Here is a 13,293-nt window from a genome sequence, read left to right as displayed (position 1 = left end):
ATCTCCGCCCTGGTCTCTGATCGTTTCGGGATAAAGGCTAACTGCCTTTGCTTAGCGCACTCTTTGTGGGAAAACTCGCCCAGCAATCGCCTCTACCGTCGTCGCCCGCCCTATTCCCGGAGCGGGCAAGGCTCCCTGATCTCGCTAATTTCGCAAGAAATTGTTTCTATAGTCCTACTTGTCGGCTGTCCCCATGGCGTTCCCAGAGCCCTCTCCCCGTGTCGCGCGTCTCAACTACGACAGTCGGCAGCCGATATTCCTAAAAAGGTCACGCAGGCTTCACGGCTGAGATTGTTTTATTCTTGGTCCAAGCTGGCGGGGAAACACTAGACAGCGCTTTAGTCATTTGTGGACCTCTTTTAGGGGAAAAAAATCGCATGGGAAAGCGGTGGTGGACTAACGATTGGCTACTGCAGCTGAGCGTCGCGGTCGGCTACGGGTTGCTTTACCTCGTTATCCATCCCTACTCCAGCTCACACTGGCCCATTCATGCCGGTGTGCGTCTTGCCTGCCTTCTGTTAGTTCCTTATCGATTCTGGCCCGCACTACTTCTTGGCGAAGCGGTGCCGAACGGCTACGAAGCTTTCCAGTGCCTCGACTCGCTCGGTCCTACCTGGGTAGCCATCAAATCCATTCCTCCCTTTGCGGTCGCGATGCCGATCGTATGGGCCTGCCGAACCTGGATGCCTCCGCTTCCCGCGAAGAATTTGGTGGATATCAAGGCGCTGTTGGTTTGCGGATTGCTGGTTTCCATAGGCGGGATGATTTACAGCACCGCCGCGCACGCCGTAGAACTACACCCCTCCACGCCGTTTGCTCTCATAAGCGCAGTCACCTTCTTCTTGGGACCCTATCTCGCCATTCTGTCTGTGGTGCCATGGGTATTGATGGCGAAACTCGATTATCGAGAAGGCCACTTGCGTGAGCAGATAGGCCAAATACTCTCAAGCCGATTGTTTCTGGATACCGTCGCGTTGCTAGTTCCCACGTTTGCCGTTCTCACGTGGATGAGCGTTGCCGGGAACGATCAGGTCAAGCAAATTGCGCCACTCGCCATGTTCCTTCCTATGGCCTGGCTTACGTTGAAGCATGGCTGGCGCGCCGCTGCCGTCGCAGGCCCGCTGGCCATCGCGTGCATTTCGCTGGAAATATCCATCTACGACGACTTCGATACCAAGACCTTTGCGATACAGACATTTCTCGCCATCGGCGTCAGCTGTCTGTTTGCGCTGGGCGCACGCATAAGCGTCCAATTGGTACAAGAAGAAAAGGAAAGAAACAGCGCAGTCAGCGTGCAACGCTTGGCCAGGCAGAGCCTTCAGCTCAGCGAGCAGCGTATGCGGCAAACCTCGCAGGCGCTCGAATATTTGGCCGGGACTTTGCACATAACAAATGGCCGCTTGCTCGATCAGATGCGCCGTATCGTCCCCAACATCGAAAGCCATGCTTTCTACAAGCAAGCCGTTGCTACGCAAAACCAAGTCTATCGCCTGGCGGAAAGCATGCATCCCGTGGCATGGCGTGAACGCGGATTACCCGCTGCACTCAATGAAACGATCGCTCGCGCATTGGATGAAGCTGGCATCGCTTATCGTTGTGAAATCAACGGGCGCGGCTTTACCCGCTTGGCACCTGCCGTTCTCACCGCCACTTATCGAACAGCTTGCGAAGCCGTCGTCTACGTAACTTCCCGACTTGCGTGTACACGCGTGAATCTCATGCTTCGCGGCGGCGAAACGCACGGTAAACGTTGGGTCGTGCTGCGCGTGGAAGGTGTGCTGGAAGAAACCGGTGTCGCCAGCGCCGTATACCATTCGGACGAGCGCAAGCGCTTGGGTGCGAAGCTCGGAGCGAGCATGCTGGATATTCCGGAAATGCGCGATCACGTGCACATTTTCGATGGGCTACTGCACCTTCGCATGCCCGCGGGCCATCTTCAGATTACGGCTCTACTGCATGACGCCATGCAGGAGGAGCAGAGGCCAGAACTGCGCTCTGCCCCTCCGCTGCGCTTGTGGGTGAAATAACGAGTTCCTCCGCATCTACTTAAGAACCGCCGCCGCCTGAGCATCCACTCGGACATGTCGTTGTATCAACCACGGTAAATCTTGTCCCATTGCTCTGGGGCGTAGCCGTCACCGTAGTGCTGCTGTCGCTATAAACCGTCTCCGTCGAAGACGAATTTGTCGTCGATGACGTTACGACGTTCTGCGAATCCACACCCACCGGCAATACGATCGACGTTCCATTGGCGGTACCGACCGCGGCATGCACAGTGCCATTCAGATCGTTGATCTGGATGTACTTGATTCCGTTCAACACGAACACGTAAACGTGGTAATTCGGACTGGCGCTGACGTCTGCAGCGTTTGGCCACGCTTGACCAAGCCCTGTTGCGGGCGTCGACGTTTGAGCAGAGGCGATGGAGGTCACGCAAAGAGCAGTCAGGGCGGCGAATGCTGCTTTACGGATAAAGCTTCCTTGAGTGCGGGACATGGGCTTCCCCTGGTATGGTAGTTCGCCTACCGGAGGCCAGAATGTAGCAGGGGAATCGTTCATAAGTTGGGGAATTTTTCCGGTGTAAACACCGACAATTCGGCCACGCAATAGCGCAATTGATTCCTTCACGTTTCCTTGACGACGTGATCCATCGATGGACGAACTTGAATCGTGATAACTAAAAAACTGCCCGACCACATCCCACAGCAGCGAGAAGTTCATGCCCAAACTGTGCGTACGCAGCTTTACGGCTTCCATCGACGGCTACGGCGCCGGCCCTAATCAAAGTCTTGACCAACCACTCGGCATTCGTGGCCCCGAATTGATGGAGTGGTTCTTCCACACGCACATGTGGAAACACATGCAAGGCGTTGACGACGGCGAAACGGGTATCGACAACAGTATCGCCGAGCAAGGCTTCGCGAACATCGGCGCGTGGATCATCGGACGCAACATGTTCGGTCCCGTGCGCGGCCCGTGGCCGGATGAAAGTTGGCGCGGCTGGTGGGGTGAGGAACCGCCCTACCACACCCCTGTCTTCGTACTCACGCATCACCCGCGCGCGCCACTCAAGATGAAAGGTGGCACGGAGTTTTTCTTCGTCACCGAAGGCATCCACGCTGCACTCGAACAAGCCATCGCTGCAGCAGGTGGACGCGACGTTCGACTAGGCGGCGGCGTTGCTACCGTGCGCCAATATCTGCAAGCAGGTCTGATCGACGAGCTTCACCTTGCTGTTCGCCCCTTATTGCTCGGCCATGGCGAACATCTATGGAACGGTCTCGATGCGCATGCGCTCGGGTACGAATGCACGAAATGCTTGGCGGGCGAACGCGCGACACATGTCTTTCTGAGCAAGCGTGAAGACGCACGTAAATAGTTGTGCGTTATTGCCCGGTACACGCAAAAAGAAAGCGCCACAAGGGCGCTGACTTTCGCGTTCGCATTGGAGGCCAGGGTCGGAATCGAACCGGCGTACACGGCTTTGCAGGCCGCTGCATGACCACTCTGCCACCTGGCCAGTGCGCTGAACCGCAACCATAACAGGTCCGGATCCGCTTTAAAAAAACAAAACCCCGGCTCACCGAGGTTTGCTTGAAACTGGAGCGGGAAACGAGACTCGAACTCGCGACCCCGACCTTGGCAAGGTCGTGCTCTACCAACTGAGCTATTCCCGCATCGGAGCGTGTAACTATAGCAGAACCCGGTTGAATGTGAATAGCCGTGTCTGCTTTTTTTCAGCCTTTCAAGCTACTTGCAACACATACTTGAAGTGCCGATACAACAAGGCCCCGGCGTGTGGCCGAGGCCTTGTCTGAAAACTGGAGCGGGAAACGAGACTCGAACTCGCGACCCCGACCTTGGCAAGGTCGTGCTCTACCAACTGAGCTATTCCCGCATCGGAGCCGCGCATTTTAACGTGTGAAACAAAACCGTCAAGCGTTTCGGTCCTGCTCGGGCGTGGATGCGACAGCTGGCGCGTCGTCGCGCAGGGACGGCCAGGCAGCGCGCACGTAATACAGACCGGACCAGATGGTGAGTATGCCTGCCAGTACCAGCAAGCCTTCGCCGATGTGATACAGGCGCAACGCTTCGGCATCTTTTTCGTGCTGCAGGATCAGCACGATCAAGGCCACCATCTGCATGACGGTTTTCAGCTTGCCTAGGAAGGCCACGCGCACTGTGGAGCGCATGCCGATCTCCGCCATCCACTCGCGCAATGCCGAGATACTGATTTCGCGCCCCACGATGACGGCCGAGGTCACAGCCATCACAATGCCGGACCAGTCGCCGCGGTGGGAGGCCACCAGCAGGAAAAGGGTGACGGCCACCATCAGCTTGTCCGCCACGGGGTCTAGGAAGGCGCCGAATTTGGACGTCAACTCTAAACGTCGGGCGAGATAACCGTCGAGCCAGTCCGTAATGCCAGCCAACGTAAACACGATGGCGGCGACGATGTTGTGGCCGCGAAATGGTAGATAGAACACCAGCACCATCACCGGCAGCAGCGCTACGCGGAACAGCGTCAGCCAAGTCGGCAAATTGATGCGCATGAGCTCTTTCCGTTTTTCCGTTCAGTGTCTCACGAACGCACTTGTTCAGGCATGGAGTGCGTCATAGATGCGCTCGGCCAAGCCGCGATCAATGCCTTTGACCTGCATCAACTCCTCGACACCCGCAGCCTCTACACCGGCCAGGCCGCCGAACGCTTTCAGCAGCGCCGCGCGACGACGTGCACCGACACCTTGCACGTCCTCGAGGACGCTGCGCTCGCGCGCTTTTTCGCGACGCTTGCGGTGCCCGCTGATGGCGAAGCGATGGGCCTCGTCGCGTACCGCAGCCACCAAGTGCAACGCAGGCGACGTGGGGCCCGGGTGAATTTCACGATTCGACCCGGCCAATATCAGTGTTTCTTCGCCGGCACGGCGCCCCGGGCCCTTAGCTACGCCCACGACTTCGATACCGGTGATACCCAGTTCCCGCAATACGTCCAGTGCTTGCGCCACTTGGCCGGTGCCGCCGTCGATCAGCAATACGTCCGGCCGTGCGCCCTCGCCTTCCGCCACTTTGCGGAAACGGCGGGTGAGCGCCTGATGCATGGCTGCGTAATCGTCGCCAGGCGTGATGCCGGTGATATTGAAGCGACGATAATGCGATTTCTCCGGCCCTTCCGGCCCGAATACTACGCATGAAGCAACCGTGGCTTCGCCGCGCGTGTGGCTGATGTCAAAACACTCGATGCGCTTGGGCGGTTCGTCCAGCTCGAGTACGTTTTGCAGATCATCGAAGCGCGCACCCAGCGTCTGCCGGCTGGCGATACGCGAAGTGAGCGAGGCCTGCGCATTGCGCTCGGCCATCTGTAGAAACTGCGCACGATCGCCGCGCACGCGTGTCTTGATTTCCACAGCATGACCGCATTGCTGGGTCAGCATCTCGCTCAGCAGTTGTTCGTCTTCGATCGGCTCACCGAGGATGATTTCGCGCGGCACCGGACGATCCAAGTAGTACTGCGCCACGAACTGCGCCAGTACGTCGGCCGGTTCTGCATCCAGCGGCAGGCGTGGGTAGAAATCACGCGTACCCAGGCTGATGCCGTTACGGAAGAACAGCACGCTGACGCAGGCAATGCCGGCTTCGATGCGACAGGCAATCACGTCCATGTCCGCGGTGGCGCCTTGCACGTGGTTCTGCGCATGCAGTTTGCGCAATGTTGCAATCTGGTCGCGCAAGGCGGCAGCGCGTTCGAAATTCAGCGCGGTGCTGGCCTGCTCCATCGACGCGACCAGCTCGTCGATCACGGCATTCCCGCGACCCTCAAGAAACATCTCCACGTGGCGCACGTCGCTGCGGTAATCCTCCGCGCTGATCAAGCCCACGCACGGCCCGGTGCAGCGACCAATCTGGTATTGCAGGCACGGCCGCGAGCGGTTGCGGAAGTAGCTATCCTCGCACTGCCGCACCTTGAACAGCTTCTGCATCAGATTGAGGCTTTCACGCACGGCGAAGGCGCTGGGGAACGGCCCAAAATAGCGTCCCGGCTGATTGCGCGCACCGCGATGGAACGCCAGGCGCGGGTAATCCTCGCCACCGGAGAGATAAATGTATGGGTAGCTTTTATCGTCGCGCAGCAGGATGTTGTAGCGCGGCTTCAGCGCCTTGATCAGCTGGGATTCCAGCAGCAGCGCTTCGGCTTCCGTGCGCGTGACAGTGATTTCGCAGCGAGCGATCTGCGACACCATCGCCGCAATACGCGGCTCCATACGCGGCTTCAGGAAGTAGCTGCCAACCCGTTTCTTGAGGTTGCTGGCCTTACCCACGTACAACAGCTCGCCGTCCTCGTCGAAGTAACGATAGACGCCGGGAGACGTAGTGAGCGTGCTGACGAAGACCTTGCCGTCGAAGGCCTGGAGGGGAGCGGGCTGCATACGGACGATTTTAGCCCGTTTGGCGGATTTCCAACCCCTGCCCCTGAAACAATTCAGCCGGTGCGCAGTCGCTCGATCAGTCCCCGGATGCCGCGCTCGGCCAAGGCGACGGATTGCGTAAAAGCGGTGAGCTCTTCGTAATACGGATCTGGGAAATCCCTTAGCGGCGTCACACCTGCCCATTCCAGGAACAGAGCCAGACGATCACTCGCCTTCTCTCTGGATGCATTCAGCATGTCACGCAGGTTGTTGCTGTCCATCGCCAACAGCAAGTCATAGTGGTCAAAGTCGGTGGCGTGCAATTGACGCGCGCGATGTGCCTCCAACTCATACCCCGCTTTCACTGCGGCAGCGCGCATGCGCGGATCTGCCTGCTCGCCAACATGCCAGCTGCCAGTGCCGCATGATGCAACCTCGATGTCCAATCCAGCATCGGCTAGCTGTTTACGCGCCACCGTTTCCACCAACGGCGAGCGGCAAATATTGCCCAAGCACACGAACAAAATGCTGCGCGCGATCACCGACGGCTCATCCATGCTTCGGCACGCTGCAAATCCGCTTCGGTGTCGATCCCGGGTGGAAATGGCTCCGGCGCTAGGCGAACAGCGATGGAATAGCCATGTTCCAGCACACGCAATTGTTCCAGTGATTCGGTCTGTTCCAAGAGTGTGTGTGATAAGCCGGTGTATTGCAGTAAAAAACCGGCGCGGTAGGCGTAGATGCCGATATGCCTTAGAAAAGGTATTTCATCCGGCAGCACATTGCGATCCGTTGCGAAGGCATCGCGCGCCCAAGGCAGCGGTGCGCGGCTGAAATACAGCGCACGGCCGTTGGCGGCGCGAACCAGTTTCACCACGTTGGGATCGAACAATTCGTGCGCATCGGTGATCGGCGTCGCGAGCGTCGCCATCGGCGCATTGTCTTCGGCCAGCGCCTGCGCCACTTCACGGATGCCCGCTGCGGGGGCGAAAGGTTCGTCGCCTTGCAGGTTCACCACGATGGTTTCGGGCGACCAGCCATAGTAGGCCGCGCACTCAGCCAGGCGATCGCTGCCGGATGCGTGGTCGCTCCGGGTCATGCAGACATCCACGTCTTGCGCGGCCAGAGCATCGGCGATGCGCTCGTCGTCTGTTGCTACCACTACTTGCGAAGCCCCCGCCTGCTGGGCTCGCTGCGCGACGCGTACCACCATCGGCACACCCGCAATGGGGCGTAACGGCTTGCCTGGAAGGCGGGTGGAACCGTAGCGGGCGGGGATAGCGACGATGAAATTGGGCGTGGTCGGCATTGAGAACTCGCAGCAAAGCCCCTCTCCCTCTGGGAGAGGGGTTGGGGTGAGGGTTCGCTCAGCGCGCGATGATAAAGGCTTGCGCAAGAAATCAGCATCACGCTCCGACCGCACCCTCACCCGCCTCTCGGCACCCTCTCCAGGAGGGAGAGGGATTCACTCAGGAAGATGGCGATTTAGCCCAGCGAAAACCCGCAACTATTGGCCAACTCCAAAAAACCCGGAAACGACGTAGCCACATTCGCGCAATCGCCAATCGTTATCGCATCACGCGCCACCAAGCCCGCTACCGCAAAACTCATCGCTATACGATGGTCGCCGTGGCTGTCCACTGTGCCGCCGTTGATGATGCCTCCGTCGATGATCGCGCCGTCCGGCGTTTCCTCGATGCGTACGCCAAGCGCGCGCAACCCAGCCGCCATCGTCGCGATGCGATCCGATTCCTTCACACGCAACTCCGCAGCTCCGCGAATTACGGTACGTCCCTTCGCCACCGCGGCAGCAACGAACAACGCCGGGAACTCGTCGATCATGTCCGGTACAAGCGCTTCGGGCAGTTCGATACCGTGCAACGGCGCATGGCGCACGATCAGATCGCCCACGGCTTCTCCGCCGCTTTTGCTCTGGTTTTCAATGCTGATATCGGCCCCCATCAAGCGCAGCGCTTCAAGCAAGCCGGTGCGACGTGGATTCAAACCCACCGCCGGCAAACGCAAGGTGGAGCCGGGCAAGATGCTGGCTGCAACCAGAAAGAACGCCGAGGAAGAAAAGTCCGCTGGCACGACGATATCCGTCGCACGCAAGCGATGACCGCCTTCAAGCTTGGCGTAACCGGGTGAGAATTCGATCGGCCAACCGAAGGCCTGCAACATGCGCTCGGTGTAGTCGCGCGTGGGATGCGGTTCGATCACTTCGGTGCTGCTTTCGGCATACAGTCCTGCAAGCAGCAGCGCGGATTTCACCTGTGCGCTCGCCACCGGCAGTTCGTAGCGGATACCATGCAGCTTACGGCCACCACGCACTTGCAACGGCGGCAGGCCATCCTGCGTATCGATCTGTGCACCCATCTTTGCGAGCGGATCCGTGACACGGCGCATCGGACGCTTGGAAAGTGACTCGTCACCGATCAGGGTGCTATCGAAAGCTTGTCCGGCAAGCAAACCCGCTAGCAGTCGCATACCAGTACCGGCGTTGCCGCAATCGAGCGGCTGGTTCGAAGCACGCAGACCATGCAAGCCCACGCCATGCACGATGCGCTCGCCGGCAGAAGGCGCTTCGATCGCTACGCCGAGTTGCGCCAGTACGGCAGCGGTCGCACGCGTGTCTTCACCTTCCAGAAAACCGCGAATATACGAGGTACCTTCTGCGATGCCCGAAAGCATCATCGAACGATGCGATACGGACTTGTCGCCGGGCACTACCACGTCGCCACGCAGGGCCGTTGCAGGCCGGCTGACCCAGTTCAGACGCTGCGCACCACTCATGGCAAGGCCACCGGGTAGGCGCCGAGTACGCGCACCTGAGCGGCGTGTGGCCCCATGTCTTTCAAGGCTGCCTGCAGGGGTACGTCGTCAATGTGACCGGAAACGTCGATAAAGAAAGCGTATTGCCACTTGCCGGTATGCGCCGGGCGGGATTCGATGCGATTCAAGCTGACACCATGTTTGGCGAACGGACTCAGTATTTCGTAGAGCGCGCCCGGTTTGTCGTTGACCGTAATCAAGAGCGAAGTGCGGTCATTACCCGAAGGTGGAAACAGCGAGCGACCGATCACCAGGAAGCGTGTGGTGTTGTCGGCGCGATCCTCGATCGCCTGCTCGATGATCTTCAAACCATAAACTTTCGCCGCCGTAGCGCCGGCAATCGCAGCGGCATCGTCAGCATGACGCGCCAGGCGCGCGCCTTCTGCATTGCTGTGCACGGCGATGCATTCGGCATCCGGCAGGTTCACGCGCAGCCAGGTCTTGCACTGTTGCAGCGACTGCGCATGCCCGTAAACCTGCTTGATGCCTTCAACCGAGTCGCGCTGTGACAGCAGGCATTGGTGAACGCGCAGCTCCACTTCGCCACAGATGCGCGCTTCGGAGGTGAGGAACATATCCAGTGTCACCTGGATCATGCCCTGCCCGGAATTCTCCACCGGCACCACGCCGAAATCCGCATGACCGGCAGCAACTTCCTGAAACACTTCCTCGATGCTGCCCAGCGGAAGCCCATAAGCGGCGTGACCGAAATGCTTGCGCACGGCTTGTTCGCTGAAGGTGCCTTCGGGACCGAGATAACCGACTTTAAGTGGATCTTCCTGCGCCAGGCAGGAAGACATGATTTCGCGGAACAATCGCACCATCTCCGCGTCGGAAAGTGGGCCGCTGTTGCGGTCCACCACCATACGCAGCACATGCGCTTCGCGTTCGGGACGGTAATAGTCGATCGCCGAAAGCCCCTCGCCTTTCACCTTGGCCACTTCGCGGGCCCAGTTGGCGCGTTCGGAGATCAGCTCCTGGATCTGCCGGTCGATGCTGTCGATGCGGTCACGCACCTGCACCAGCGATAGCTTGGGTTCGTTCATGCGATGGATGTCCAAACGTAAGGATGTCCGTTTCGGTACGGCAGTGTATCAGCCATGCCGGCGTGCAAAGTCGTGCATGAAATCCACCAGCACTTGCACGGCCTGCAATGGCACCGCGTTGTACAGCGATGCGCGCATGCCGCCCAGTGCTTTGTGTCCCTTCAGCGCGAGTAGACCCGCGGCCTCCGATTCCTGCAGGAAGGCAGCGTCGAGTGCGCTATCGTGCAGGGTGAATGGCACATTCATGCGCGACCGTACCGGCGGATCGATAGGGTTAGCGTAGAACCCACCGGAACCATCGATCGTCGAATAGAGCAGTTCGGACTTCTGGCGATTGAGCTCAGCCATCGCGGCAAGACCGCCGTTGTCCTTGAGCCATTCGAAAGTCAGCCCGGCCAGGTACCAGCCCCACGTGTTGGGCGTGTTGAGCATCGAATCATGGGCGGCGTGCTCGACATAGCGGAAGATCTTTGCCATCGGGCGCGTCGGCCGTTCGAGCAGATCGCGACGGATGATGATCAGCACCAGACCGGAAGGGCCGATGTTCTTCTGCGCGCCGGCATAGATCAGGCCGTAGCGGCGCACATCGACGGGGCCGGAAAGAATGTCCGACGACATATCCGCCACCAGCGGCACATTGCCCACATCAGGGGGCTGCTTGAACTGCACGCCGTGAATGGTTTCATTGGTGGCGATGTGCACGTACGAAGCGTTGGGGTCGAGCTTCCATGTCTCACGCGCCGACATGCGCAGATAGCTTTCAGACTTGCTGGTGGCCGCAACGTTCACGCGCACGTAGGGCGCCGCCTCGCTGGCGGCTTTTTCGCTCCAATGACCGGTGATGATGTAGTCGGCGCTGTCACCTTCGACCGCGAGGTTCATGGGAATCTGCGCGAAGTGCTGCGTAGCCCCGCCTTGCTCGAACAACACAGCATAGTCATCCGGGATGTCCATCAGCTCGCGCAGATTCGCTTCCACCTGCTGTGCCATGGCGATGAAGCGCTTGCCGCGATGGGACTGCTCCATTACCGAAGCGCCACTGCCGTTCCAGTCCAGCAGCTCGCGCTGCGCGCGTTCAAGCACCGACAAGGGCAATGCCGCCGGACCTGCACTGAAGTTCCAAACCCTGCTCACGCACCGCTTCCCGTCTTGTAATGATCGCCGCATTATGCCGCGACGCAGCAACAAAACGTCAATGCGCGTGCAACAACAACAGGAGTGCAATGCCTAAGGCCAGCACCGCTGCGGTGGCAATCAGCCACCACACTTCCCCACGCGGCCCGGCTGCATCTTCCGGCAAGGGGTTTGCGGGCTCAGGTGGAAGCACGATTTCCGGTTCGCGCTCCAGGCCCGGCGCATCGATCAGAAAGCGGTGCATGCCGATGCCAATCTGGTCGCCCGGAAGCAGCACCGTCTGCTGCGCGACGATGCCGTTGACCCGGGCTGGATAACGCCCATCGGCGGGCTGACTGGACTCCATGCGCAACTGACCATCACGCCAGAAAATCGTCAGCGTGGCCGTTTCGCCCTGCGGCAAGTCCAGCGGAACACGACCTTGCGACCCCAATTCCAGCCGATCGGCCAGCGGCAGTACCTGACCTGAGAGCGGCCCAGCCACGGCGCGAAGTGCCACGGTGCAACGCTCCTGCGCGGGCGTTTCGGGCGATGTGCGTCCGACAGGTGCTTCATCCGCACACAACAGCATGCGACAGTCGCCTACGCTAAGCATGTCCCCCGGATGCAGGATGGCACGCTCGCGCACCGGGCGCGCATTGACATAAATGCGATTGGCATCCGGCAGCACATCGAGCACCCAGCCACGTTTGTCTTGACTGATCTGCAGGTGATGCGCCGCAGCTTGGCCAGTCCCCAGCACCAGGTCGTTGCCGGAGTCACTGCCGATGCGCAACACCGGCTGGCTCCAGCGGAAATCCGCTCGGGTGGAATGGGGAAACTCGATGCGCATGAAATGATCAATTATATGACGGCGCGACTCTACCAGATGCATGAAAAATATCGACAGGATTTGCGTTTATCATGCCTAGTTAATCTGTTAGAGCAGCATCCATGCCCAGTATCGAAATCCGCCGTCCGCACCGTTTGTCCGCTGCCGAAGCACACGCCGTGATTGACCAGGTTGCCACGCGCATGCGTGAGAAGTTCCAGGTCCAGACACAATGGCAGAACGACAGCACGCTGAGCTTCGACCGCCCCGGCATCAACGGCAAGATCGCTATCGGCGGCGATGAAATCCAAGTGAGCGCGCAGCTGGGCATGCTGTTTTCCCCGCTCAAGGGCATGATTGAACAGGAGATCCGGCGCAAGCTGGACGAACATTTCTCCTGAGTGTTTGGATCTTAGGGATGCTCTGATCTATTCCACGTACCCGGCATGACGTCCAGAAGGCCCGCAGGGTGTGTTGCGTGGCGCAGGGCAGACTGGCCTGTTCAAGCCACGCGGCACAGCCTGCGAGCCTTCTGGAGGTCACCCCGCCATTAAATTCAACACGTTGGGGCCGCACTGTATGCGCGCAGCAGTTTGCCCCAGCGTCTCGACAGACAGCCAGTCTGCCTTCCCCGCTGCGACAAACTGCTGCGCGCATACAGTGCGGTGACGGGTGCGTGGAATAGATCAGAGCATCCCTCAGCCTAATTTCTTTGACCCGCCCCTGTTACGTGGCATAATGGATGGCTTACGCGGCCATGGTGGCCCGCGCACACCTCCCGGAACGCATGGCCAAAGACGACGTCATTGAAATGGATGGTACGGTCGTAGAGACCCTACCCAACACCATGTTTCGAGTGAAGCTGGAAAATGGCCATGTCGTGATTGCCCATATCTCCGGCCGCATGCGCAAGCATTACATTCGCATTCTCACTGGCGACAAGGTGAAGGTGGAAATGACCCCCTATGACCTTACCAAGGGCCGCATTACCTACCGCATGAAGTGAGCCTGACAAGTTTCCAAATAAAAAAGCCGCGCATCTGCGCGGCTTTTTTATTATGGCGAC

The 13,293-nt window shown here is 59.3% G+C and carries 13 protein-coding genes and 3 tRNA genes; 4 read left to right on the top strand and 12 right to left on the bottom strand.

What is annotated here, in order from left to right:
- Positions 1 to 377 precede the first annotated feature (377 nt).
- Positions 378 to 2,027: an MASE1 domain-containing protein gene (locus QQJ86_RS19175; protein ID WP_284322577.1), complete on the top strand. Its 1,650-nt coding sequence runs from the start codon at positions 378 to 380 to the stop codon at positions 2,025 to 2,027.
- Between the two features lie 19 nt (positions 2,028 to 2,046).
- Here the strand turns inward: QQJ86_RS19175 and QQJ86_RS19170 are convergent, their stop codons facing one another.
- Complete coding sequence (locus QQJ86_RS19170) at positions 2,047 to 2,496, bottom strand: hypothetical protein (RefSeq protein ID WP_284322576.1); 450 nt, start codon at positions 2,494 to 2,496, stop codon at positions 2,047 to 2,049.
- A 223-nt stretch (positions 2,497 to 2,719) separates the two neighbouring features.
- On the opposite strand from QQJ86_RS19170, the gene QQJ86_RS19165 reads away from it, so the two are divergent.
- Complete coding sequence (locus QQJ86_RS19165) at positions 2,720 to 3,379, top strand: dihydrofolate reductase family protein (protein WP_284322575.1); 660 nt, start codon at positions 2,720 to 2,722, stop codon at positions 3,377 to 3,379.
- A 67-nt stretch (positions 3,380 to 3,446) separates the two neighbouring features.
- On the opposite strand, the gene QQJ86_RS19160 is transcribed toward QQJ86_RS19165, so the two are convergent.
- The 11 genes from QQJ86_RS19160 to QQJ86_RS19110 form a co-directional block, all read right to left on the bottom strand.
- A tRNA-Cys gene (locus QQJ86_RS19160) sits at positions 3,447 to 3,520 on the bottom strand.
- 81 nt (positions 3,521 to 3,601) lie between these two features.
- Positions 3,602 to 3,677, bottom strand: a tRNA-Gly gene (locus tag QQJ86_RS19155).
- Positions 3,678 to 3,822: 145 nt separating this feature from the next.
- Positions 3,823 to 3,898 (bottom strand) — tRNA-Gly (locus tag QQJ86_RS19150).
- 37 nt (positions 3,899 to 3,935) lie between these two features.
- On the bottom strand, positions 3,936 to 4,553 hold the full coding sequence (gene pgsA / locus QQJ86_RS19145) for a CDP-diacylglycerol--glycerol-3-phosphate 3-phosphatidyltransferase (protein ID WP_284322574.1): 618 nt from the start codon (positions 4,551 to 4,553) through the stop codon (positions 3,936 to 3,938).
- A gap of 45 nt (positions 4,554 to 4,598) precedes the next feature.
- On the bottom strand, positions 4,599 to 6,425 hold the full coding sequence (gene uvrC / locus QQJ86_RS19140) for an excinuclease ABC subunit UvrC (RefSeq protein ID WP_284322573.1): 1,827 nt from the start codon (positions 6,423 to 6,425) through the stop codon (positions 4,599 to 4,601).
- A gap of 53 nt (positions 6,426 to 6,478) precedes the next feature.
- On the bottom strand, positions 6,479 to 6,961 hold the full coding sequence (locus QQJ86_RS19135) for a low molecular weight protein-tyrosine-phosphatase (protein ID WP_284322572.1): 483 nt from the start codon (positions 6,959 to 6,961) through the stop codon (positions 6,479 to 6,481).
- Complete coding sequence (kdsB, locus tag QQJ86_RS19130; protein WP_284322571.1) at positions 6,943 to 7,713, bottom strand: 3-deoxy-manno-octulosonate cytidylyltransferase; 771 nt, start codon at positions 7,711 to 7,713, stop codon at positions 6,943 to 6,945. Before kdsB ends, QQJ86_RS19135 begins: the two co-directional genes overlap by 19 nt.
- A 176-nt stretch (positions 7,714 to 7,889) precedes the next feature.
- Positions 7,890 to 9,197 (bottom strand): 3-phosphoshikimate 1-carboxyvinyltransferase, encoded by a 1,308-nt coding sequence (gene aroA, locus QQJ86_RS19125; protein WP_284322570.1) that lies wholly within the window; start codon positions 9,195 to 9,197, stop codon positions 7,890 to 7,892.
- A complete protein-coding gene (pheA, locus tag QQJ86_RS19120) occupies positions 9,194 to 10,282 on the bottom strand; it encodes a prephenate dehydratase (RefSeq protein ID WP_284322569.1) in 1,089 nt (362 codons plus the stop codon). Before pheA ends, aroA begins: the two co-directional genes overlap by 4 nt.
- 48 nt (positions 10,283 to 10,330) lie before the next feature.
- Entirely contained in the window at positions 10,331 to 11,416 is a 1,086-nt protein-coding gene (gene serC, locus QQJ86_RS19115; protein ID WP_284322568.1) for a 3-phosphoserine/phosphohydroxythreonine transaminase, read from the bottom strand.
- Positions 11,417 to 11,474: 58 nt separating this feature from the next.
- Positions 11,475 to 12,248 carry an FHA domain-containing protein gene (locus QQJ86_RS19110; protein WP_284322567.1) on the bottom strand — a complete coding sequence of 258 codons (774 nt, stop codon included), beginning with the start codon at positions 12,246 to 12,248 and terminating at the stop codon, positions 11,475 to 11,477.
- Between the two features lie 101 nt (positions 12,249 to 12,349).
- Between QQJ86_RS19110 and QQJ86_RS19105 the strand changes: the two genes are divergently transcribed.
- Together QQJ86_RS19105 and infA are read left to right on the top strand one after the other, a co-directional pair.
- Positions 12,350 to 12,628 (top strand): polyhydroxyalkanoic acid system family protein, encoded by a 279-nt coding sequence (locus QQJ86_RS19105; protein ID WP_284322566.1) that lies wholly within the window; start codon positions 12,350 to 12,352, stop codon positions 12,626 to 12,628.
- Between the two features lie 386 nt (positions 12,629 to 13,014).
- On the top strand, positions 13,015 to 13,233 hold the full coding sequence (gene infA / locus QQJ86_RS19100; protein ID WP_115494636.1) for a translation initiation factor IF-1: 219 nt from the start codon (positions 13,015 to 13,017) through the stop codon (positions 13,231 to 13,233).
- The last annotated feature ends 60 nt before the right edge of the window (positions 13,234 to 13,293 follow it).

The organism is Dyella acidisoli (assembly GCF_030160295.1).
Classification (GTDB): Bacteria; Pseudomonadota; Gammaproteobacteria; order Xanthomonadales; family Rhodanobacteraceae; genus Dyella_B; species Dyella_B acidisoli.
The sequence above is the reverse complement of the archived record's forward strand: the minus strand, read 5'-3'. Positions and strand labels throughout refer to the sequence as shown.

What these genes read in the sequence shown, in the direction of transcription:
- pgsA (WP_284322574.1), bottom strand. Translation starts at nt 4,553, where the DNA reads ATGCGCATCAATTTGCCGACTTGGCTGACGCTGTTCCGCGTAGCGCTG.
- QQJ86_RS19135 (WP_284322572.1), bottom strand. Translation starts at nt 6,961, where the DNA reads ATGGATGAGCCGTCGGTGATCGCGCGCAGCATTTTGTTCGTGTGCTTG.
- uvrC (WP_284322573.1), bottom strand. Translation starts at nt 6,425, where the DNA reads ATGCAGCCCGCTCCCCTCCAGGCCTTCGACGGCAAGGTCTTCGTCAGC.
- QQJ86_RS19110 (WP_284322567.1), bottom strand. Translation starts at nt 12,248, where the DNA reads ATGCGCATCGAGTTTCCCCATTCCACCCGAGCGGATTTCCGCTGGAGC.
- QQJ86_RS19170 (WP_284322576.1), bottom strand. Translation starts at nt 2,496, where the DNA reads ATGTCCCGCACTCAAGGAAGCTTTATCCGTAAAGCAGCATTCGCCGCC.
- QQJ86_RS19105 (WP_284322566.1), top strand. Translation starts at nt 12,350, where the DNA reads ATGCCCAGTATCGAAATCCGCCGTCCGCACCGTTTGTCCGCTGCCGAA.
- QQJ86_RS19165 (WP_284322575.1), top strand. Translation starts at nt 2,720, where the DNA reads ATGCCCAAACTGTGCGTACGCAGCTTTACGGCTTCCATCGACGGCTAC.
- kdsB (WP_284322571.1), bottom strand. Translation starts at nt 7,713, where the DNA reads ATGCCGACCACGCCCAATTTCATCGTCGCTATCCCCGCCCGCTACGGT.
- pheA (WP_284322569.1), bottom strand. Translation starts at nt 10,282, where the DNA reads ATGAACGAACCCAAGCTATCGCTGGTGCAGGTGCGTGACCGCATCGAC.
- QQJ86_RS19175 (WP_284322577.1), top strand. Translation starts at nt 378, where the DNA reads ATGGGAAAGCGGTGGTGGACTAACGATTGGCTACTGCAGCTGAGCGTC.
- infA (WP_115494636.1), top strand. Translation starts at nt 13,015, where the DNA reads ATGGCCAAAGACGACGTCATTGAAATGGATGGTACGGTCGTAGAGACC.
- aroA (WP_284322570.1), bottom strand. Translation starts at nt 9,197, where the DNA reads ATGAGTGGTGCGCAGCGTCTGAACTGGGTCAGCCGGCCTGCAACGGCC.